Annotated in this window: 6 protein-coding genes and 1 pseudogene; 5 read left to right on the top strand and 2 right to left on the bottom strand. The window is 45.4% G+C overall.

Annotated elements, in window-relative coordinates; all coding sequences use genetic code 11:
* From RH949_RS21370 to RH949_RS21360, 3 genes and pseudogenes are all read left to right on the top strand, one after another.
* Positions 1 to 135, top strand: a pseudogene (locus RH949_RS21370) (RNA-guided endonuclease InsQ/TnpB family protein); the annotation flags it as partial.
* Between the two features lie 179 nt (positions 136 to 314).
* Positions 315 to 2189 carry a tetratricopeptide repeat protein gene (locus tag RH949_RS21365; RefSeq protein WP_446355965.1) on the top strand — a complete coding sequence of 625 codons (1875 nt, stop codon included), beginning with the start codon at positions 315 to 317 and terminating at the stop codon, positions 2187 to 2189.
* A 155-nt stretch (positions 2190 to 2344) separates the two neighbouring features.
* Entirely contained in the window at positions 2345 to 2743 is a 399-nt protein-coding gene (locus tag RH949_RS21360; protein ID WP_446355963.1) for a pre-16S rRNA-processing nuclease YqgF, read from the top strand.
* Positions 2744 to 2964: 221 nt separating this feature from the next.
* Here RH949_RS21360 and RH949_RS21355 read toward each other — a convergent pair whose 3' ends face one another.
* Positions 2965 to 3228, bottom strand: a complete 264-nt coding sequence (locus RH949_RS21355) for a DUF3146 family protein (RefSeq protein ID WP_006104974.1) — start codon at positions 3226 to 3228, stop codon at positions 2965 to 2967.
* A 268-nt stretch (positions 3229 to 3496) separates the two neighbouring features.
* On the opposite strand from RH949_RS21355, the gene RH949_RS21350 reads away from it, so the two are divergent.
* Both RH949_RS21350 and RH949_RS21345 read left to right on the top strand, forming a co-directional pair.
* Positions 3497 to 3730, top strand: a complete 234-nt coding sequence (locus tag RH949_RS21350; protein ID WP_157453376.1) for a Uma2 family endonuclease — start codon at positions 3497 to 3499, stop codon at positions 3728 to 3730.
* Positions 3717 to 5210, top strand: a complete 1494-nt coding sequence (locus RH949_RS21345) for a CIA30 family protein (RefSeq protein WP_446355961.1) — start codon at positions 3717 to 3719, stop codon at positions 5208 to 5210. The genes RH949_RS21350 and RH949_RS21345 overlap by 14 nt, the downstream gene beginning before the upstream one ends.
* A 194-nt stretch (positions 5211 to 5404) precedes the next feature.
* Here RH949_RS21345 and RH949_RS21340 read toward each other — a convergent pair whose 3' ends face one another.
* Entirely contained in the window at positions 5405 to 6175 is a 771-nt protein-coding gene (locus RH949_RS21340) for a Uma2 family endonuclease (RefSeq protein ID WP_044209212.1), read from the bottom strand.
* Positions 6176 to 6287 lie beyond the last annotated feature (112 nt).

The following is a 6287-nucleotide window of genomic DNA, read 5'->3' as shown; positions in this document are numbered from 1 at the left end:
GAGATTTGGGCAAGGGGCTTGGAACGAACCTCTTTAGACGCAGAGCTGCCTAGCTCTACTGATTGTGGAAGCATGAAGCAACTAGGAGCGAGGAAGCGTCAGAAACAGCGACTTCAACAAAGTAAGTCGCTGTAGTTCATAAGCTTTTAACCCGTTTTAACGGGTTTTAGCTTTTAGCCGGAACTTGAGTTCCGGGCTGGTTCTTGGCTGCAAATGCCCACCCGTTAACAATAGGCGAAAAAGCAGATACCATAAATCAAGTGCTTGGGCATTCTGCCCTCTGCATACAAGCCCTCTGCCTTATGCTTGCTTTTATGACAAACTCTATACCGTTACGCGATCGCTGTTTTCAACTGATTGATGAAATTGTCGCCGCGACGCTGAAAGGAAAAATCCGATCCAAGCGACAGGTTTACCAAACGCTGGCGTCAGGTGTCAGTAGTGGAACCGGGGAAATGTTTGAACGCTGTCTGGATGAACGTCACAGCAGCACTCAGGAACAAATCGATAATCCAGCGAGTGAACTCAAACAGGCTAAGGCGATACGGGCGCAGAGGGCGCTGAATATGATTAGCAGCGAATGGGAACGGGTACAGCAGGAGAATCAGGTGTCTGCGGCGATCGCAACGGCTATCCAGGGAATTACCCAAGCTGATCAGAGTGAACGGTTGACGGCTTTCCTACGGGCGATCGATCCGAATCGAGAACCTGTCCTGAATCTATCTCAATTGGCTCAACTAGCCAAAACACTTCAGCAGGAAGCCTCCGCCAGTTCCGACAGCGATCGCGCCAGGGAACTTGAACAGCTAGCCCAAGGAATTACTGGGGGGTTAGCCGCTTGGGGAAATTTGGAAAATGATTTAGTAAGCTGGATTTATGAGCAAAGTCAGGGTTCCTTGGGATTTGAGGAACTCGCTGAACAACGCGGACCTTGGGGACTCTGGGCAAAAAAGGTGAATCGTCCTCTACCTAAGTCATTGTTCCAAGCGCTGGCGTATAATCAACCTCTCGATGAATGGATTCGCCAACAGCCAACCTTAGAACTGGATGCTTGGGTGGAATTAACCGTTGTTTTGCAATGGTTACAACGTCGGTTAGTTCAGTGGTTTGATCAACGAGTCTATAACTCCAAAATGGGGGCGAGACTCTCGATTTCCACGTTTATTGTATTTGCAGTAATCTGGTCACAAATTGCCCTGGCATTAAATCAAGCAACGGTTCCCCAACGAGAACGCTTGATCGATAGCTGTTTTCAGGCGACGTTGCAAATTCTCCGCACGTTTGCTCAACGGGAGTATTTTCCTTTATATGGCGGTGTTTTTGCCTCCTTAAGTGGGAATTATCTGCGGAATGCGATGGATTATCTGGATGAACCCTTGCGGCGTGTCGAGGGAACCGAAGAGAAAGCGCGAATTCTTACGTTATTAGGCTATTCCCAACGGGCGCAAGGTCGATATAATCGAGCCATACAATTCCATGAGCAAGCTTTAGAGATTGCCCGTTCAGCGAGCGATCGCGTCTGTGAAATTGCTAATTACAATCATTTAAGCCGAATCTGTGTGGCACAGAAAAATTATGCTGAGGCGATTAATTATAGCCAACGGGCATTAATCTTAGCACGGCAAGCCGGGGATAAATTAGGTGAAGCCAACGCCTTAGCGAATTTAGGCTATAGTGAGGTCTTTCAAGCCCAACAGCAAGCCCTTGATCCTGATGTCTACGAAAGCGCCATCATGTACCTGCAACAAGGGCGGCAATTGTTAGAACGATTAGGCGATCGCCAAAGTCAAGCCCTGTGTTTATGTAGTTTGGGGATTGCTTATGTGGTTATGCAACAACCGCAAGAGGCGATTACTTATTTAGAACAAGGGTGGCAAGCCGCACAATTTTCTGGAGATTTGTATTTGCAGGGACTTAATTTAGCGTACTTGGCACAAGCCTACTATCAGTTACAAAACTGGAGTAAAACGATTTATACAGGCAGCTTGGGCGGATATTTATTGGAGCAGATTGGGACAGAAGACTGGCGCAAAGCCGTGGGATTACTGACGATTTTGCAAGGGCAATTGGGAGGGGAAGTATTCCAAGAAATCCTACAGCAGCAGCGGTCAAAAATTCTTCCCTTAATTGGTGTAGATGGATATGATTACCTGCCTGAATTATTGGAGAAATATCTAAATTCGATGTGATTGGTCATTGGTCATTCGTCATTGGTCATACTCGTGAGTATCCAAGCACCCAATTATGTCATTCTGAATGGAGCGAAGCGGAATGAAGAATCTCTACCAGATGCTGATGTTCGTTCCTCGCTACAGCTAAAATAGTGGAATAAATAGTTTGAATCATGATATTAGGGTTTGACCCAGGACGCGATAAATGTGGTTTAGCCGTAAAAGGGAAAGACCAAGAGATTTCCTATCATCAAGTGATACCATCCGATCAGGCGATCGCAACCATTAAACGATTATCTCAGCAGTTTCCCATTGAGACAATTGTCATGGGGAACCAAACCACCTCTAAGCAATGGCAAGGGAAAATTCGAGAAGTCATTTCCGCCCCTATTCCCATTGTCTTAGTCGATGAACGCTATAGTACATTAGAAGCCCGCGATCGCTACTGGCAAATGTATCCCCCCAAAGGACTCCAACGCCTAATTCCCCAAGGGATGCGCCAGCCACCTCGACCGATTGATGATATTGTCGCTATCTTACTCATTGAGCGTTACTTACAAACTCAGACCTAAAAATTAGGTCAGGGCGGGTTTTGAACCAACGTTATCATCAATAAGCTGTTCGGCATTTAAACCTTAATATCAATAACGGCGAAAGCCTTGTAGTGCGAGCATCTTGCTCGCTACTAATACCCAATTTAAATGCATGACAGCTTAGCGATACCAAAGTCCCTAAACCCGCCCCTACAAACCATGTTTCCTCGAAAGCTGTGAAGGGTTAACCCTCAACACTCTTATAATTCCGCCCGAATAGTAAACGCATAATCTCCTCCTGGTTCCAACTGGTAATCGCAACGTTCTAAAAATCGACCCAGTGGTTCTTGAATTAAAGCACGTCCCAAAGCAGGTCTGACGACTAACTGACCTTGACGGAAACGCCATTGAAACTGCCACTCATAAGCAGCCGCTTGAACATCTCCTTCAATTTTGCCCTGTTGCCAAGAGTGCTGGGTAATCCGAACGTAGGCAGTGGTTTCCGGTAAATTCTTAGAACTCACAGCTAAACCTATTCAGCTTAAACATTATTCTGGATGCAGCTTAGGGCGCACAAGTCCAGATTCGAGCATTTTATACTAAACTACCGGAAAATCCGTGATTGTCAACTCTAGAACTGAAACCATGACCGATGAATATTTCGAGAATCTCAATACCAAGTATCCATCAAGGCACAGTAAACAATATGGCTGGCTGGGAGAGAAGTGAGTACAATAAACGATGAATCCTCAAATTATTGATAACCATGGGTCAATCTTAGCAAGAAAAGTTATGCCAAAAACTCAACCCCCCGTCAAACTGCGCTTGTGGACTATTGAAGAGTACCATCGAATAAATGATCGCTCGGAACCCGAACCCGATGTTGCTCTCGTCAGAGTTGATCCCCTAGACTATGCTGACCATCATCCCCTAGCATCCGATATTTATCTGATTATCGAAGTAGCCGATCCATTCGGTACACTGAAAAAAATAAATAGTATAGGAGGGGATAATGACCCAGAATAATCGCTCCCAATGGGATGCTGGTAGATTTGTCAAAACATTAGCTTACTTTGAGGTTATCCCTTTTATTAGCTGTTTAAAACGCTTATTTTCAGGTAATACACAACATCATAAACCAAGCCAAAGTGGAGGAAAACGATTGGGTAAGATAGTGGTAGCTGGTGCAACGGGTGGCGTCGGGAAGCGAGTCGTGCGGCGTCTGATGGAACGGGATTATCCGGTACGCGCTTTAGTCAGAGATTCTCAGCGAGGGCGGGAAATGCTGGGAGATGAGGTGGAACTATTTGAAGCTGATATCACTATCCCAGAAACCTTAACCCCTGCCATGATGGACGGTATCTCCGCCGTTATTTGTTGTACAGGTGTTCGGGTGCAACCTGTAGAAGGAGATACACCAAACCGGGAAAAATATTATCAAGGCATCAAATTCTATATGCCAGAAGTAGTTGATAGCCCCGAAATTGTAGACTATCAAGGGATTAAGAATTTAGTTCAAGTCGCCGCTAATCATCTCGAACCCGGAAAACAACTCATTTTTGATTTCAAACATCCCTCAGATGATGTAAAAGAAACCTGGGGGGCTGTGGATGATGTCGTGATGGGTGGTGTGAGTGAAAGCTCAATTCGTCTAATTGATAATGCGGCATTATTCAGTGGCACAGTATCTACCAAAAATTCGGGTGGTTTTGTTTCCGTTCGTACCCGTAATTTCGAGCCACCCTTAAATTTAGTGGGATATGAGGGGATGGAACTGCGTGTTAAAGGCGATGGACAGCGTTATAAGTTTATTCTGAGAACAGAATCACGGTGGGATGGCATTTCCTACTGCTACTCGTTTGATACTGAAAAAGATACCTGGATTGATGTTCGCGTTCCCTTTGAGGCGCTGATTCCGGTATTTCGTGCCAAAACTCTCCAGGATGCGGAACCTTTTGATCCGAGCCATATTTACGCGGTGCAATTGATGCTAAGTAAGTTTGAGTATGACGGCGCACTTAATCCCCACTTTGAACCCGGAATGTTTTCCTTACAAGTAGAAACAATCAAAGCTTACAATGGTCTGAATTTACCCCAATTTATTATGATTAGTTCTGCTGGCGTCACCCGTCCAGGGCGTCCCGGAATTAACTTAGAAGAAGAACCTCCAGCCGTGCGAATGAATGATCAATTAGGCGGCATTCTCACCTGGAAACTACGGGGAGAGGAGGCGGTGCGGGAAAGTGGTATTCCCTATACGATTATTCGTCCTTGTGCTTTGACTGAAGAACCCGGCGGTAAAGGTTTAGCCTTTGAGCAAGGCGATAATATCCGAGGGAAAGTCAGTCGAGAGGATATTGCTGAACTTTGCATTCAGGCGCTAGAACAATCCCAGGCTTGTAATGTTACCTTTGAAGTGAAAGAAGCCGAAACAAGTTTTCCAAATTGGCATCATTTATTTTCGTCCTTAAATTCAGATAACACAGAATTTTCTGAATCAACTTGACGGATGACCAGTTTTATTGTTTTTAAGAGGTAAACTGGAATAAAGTTTGGAAACTTGCTTTAAAATTGGCAGAACGGTTCCGGGCATATTTGCGCCAACGAACAGGTACATTTGCCCTGATTCGGTAAGGTGGGCAAAATTTTGTCCACCTACTTACTGCCGATTGAGATCTGAACTGAAAAGAGCGATCGCCCTTACTCGACATCATCGGGTTCAACCCCCAACTCCCGCAATCGTGCTGCTAATCGTTCTGCCCTTTCCCGTTCCGCAACTGCCCGTTCCTGCGCCTCGACAGCCTCTTCTTCCGGCGTTAAAATCAACTCTCCCTCAAGTGTCATCCACCGTAACCACAAACGGTTAATTCCTCGAAAACTTCCCTGCCATAGTCCTAAACTTAACCCTAACTCCGGCATCAATAAGCGATTATCAATCATGTTCATCGGTTCGTAATGACCCCCGACTAACTGAAACGCCTGAAGTTCATTGGTATAGCGACTAAAAACAATTGAGTACGGAATTCGCAAAATCTGCTCATAAACCTGCCACTTTGTCGGTGGATTTCCAGGTGTTTGCACCGTTTGACCCAAATCTTCCTCTTGTGTACCGGGAGACAATAATTCCACCACTACATAAGGATTGATTACTTCTTGCCACACCACATAACTTAAGCGTAAATCTCGCCCTTCATATAACCGAGGTATTCCCACTACCCCAAACCAATCGGGGCGTTTGTACCACTGGGGATGGTTCACATCATAGTAAAGATTCAAATCACAAGCCGAAAATACCAACTCCGGATTCCAGTTAGCGGGTTGAAAGGTAAGAAATAATAGTAGGGGTTGTAAAAAATGAAACTCGTCTGGCAATCCAGGTTCCTCCGGGTTGTCACTCGGTAAATCATACATTGTGGGTAAGGTTTGCCGAGGTGAAAGGGGGGGATCAGTTTGAGTGGGAAGGTTAACCATCAGTAGGGGTTGCTGAATAAGTTTTGTGGTGGGGAAAGGCAATAGGGAATAGGCAATCGGGAATAGGCAATAGGGAATAGTAAGGGTTGGAGAATCCTTAACATTCTTAGTA

Origin of the sequence: Coleofasciculus sp. A1-SPW-01, from assembly GCF_040217205.1 — a bacterium.
GTDB lineage: Bacteria > Cyanobacteriota > Cyanobacteriia > Cyanobacteriales > Coleofasciculaceae > Coleofasciculus > Coleofasciculus chthonoplastes_A.
This window is presented reverse-complemented; position numbering and strand designations above follow the sequence as displayed.